This window comes from Cobetia sp. 5-25-4-2, assembly GCF_013374075.1.
Classification (GTDB): Bacteria; Pseudomonadota; Gammaproteobacteria; order Pseudomonadales; family Halomonadaceae; genus Cobetia; species Cobetia marina.
In genome coordinates this window covers 1-1,134 of sequence record NZ_BLWK01000014.1, presented here as the reverse complement: position 1 = coordinate 1,134, position 1,134 = coordinate 1, and the positions used below count along the sequence as shown (strand labels likewise).

Annotated in this window: 2 rRNA genes; both read right to left on the bottom strand. The window is 52.3% G+C overall.

The features are described 5' to 3' along the window. Positions 1 to 770: 770 nt before the first annotated feature. A 5S ribosomal RNA gene (gene rrf / locus HXS65_RS17285) occupies positions 771 to 886 on the bottom strand. Between the two features lie 138 nt (positions 887 to 1,024). Beyond that, positions 1,025 to 1,134 (bottom strand): 23S ribosomal RNA (locus HXS65_RS17280); the annotation flags it as partial.

Genomic DNA, 1,134 nt, shown 5'->3' with positions numbered 1-1,134 from the left:
GCGCTCACACGAATTACCTGATCAAATTTTTAAAGAGCGTCGCTGTTAAGCGAGGAGGCATATTCTATCCGGAACGCTTGAGAAGTCAAGCACTTGATGATGAGTCAATCGACTGCCTCTAAGCATCATCTAGCGGTGAGGAGCGTTGCTCGATCACCTGTTCCGTAAGGAGTGCGGCGTATTCTAGCGAATCGCCCAGTATTGTCAATCGATGATTTGGAAGCGGACTTCAAAAACATCAAACAAAACAATCACCTGCAAACCTCTTTCACCGCTGGTAACGCCGTGCGTCCCCGGCAGCGGATGCGTACTTTACGCATTCACCTCTGAAAGTGCAAGCGCTTTCTTCAAAAAGCATCCAGCCATGTAGTGTTCGGTGCTTTCGGCCGTCACGATTCAGGACGACATCATGGTAAAGAAGCGGGCCTGATCGATCGCTCTGATGATTCCCGAGAGTCACACCTGGAAAGAAAGGGGTGTGGATAACCTGACATGAGCCGCTCAATGAAAGTTTTCCACACCCCATTACCGACCTGGAACGAGACAATATCTTTACCCATGCGGTGTGAGCACCACCAGGACCGTGCGCCCTCCCCACTCGAAGCGTATGAAGACTTGTACATTTACCTGGCACGTCGAAGATCACCAAGATTCTGGTATCACATTCCAGTGCGCCATTTTTCTGTGCACCACCTCTCCAAGCACCACTTTTTCCGCGCACAAAGAGAACCGCCCCTGCAGCAAGGCTGCAGGGGCGGTTCGGTATAAGTGCCTGACGATGACCTACTCTCACATGGAGAAACTCCACACTACCATCGGCGCTAAGCGGTTTCACTTCCGAGTTCGGCATGGGATCGGGTGGTTCACGCTCGCTATGGTCGTCAGGCGAAACGGTGGCATCTTGCGATGCCTGAGTCCCGAGGCTTGTGGCCTCGCGACTCGCAATATGAATCATGCTGACCGATATGTCGTCGATCTTGTCGTAATCCCGGCGGTTTGCCTGTGCAAACCCCTTGGGTGTTATATGGTCAAGCCTCACGGGCAATTAGTACTGGTTAGCTCAACACATTGCTGTGCTTCCACACCCAGCCTATCAACCTTGTAGTCTTCAAGGGCCCTTCAGGAGGCGCAAGG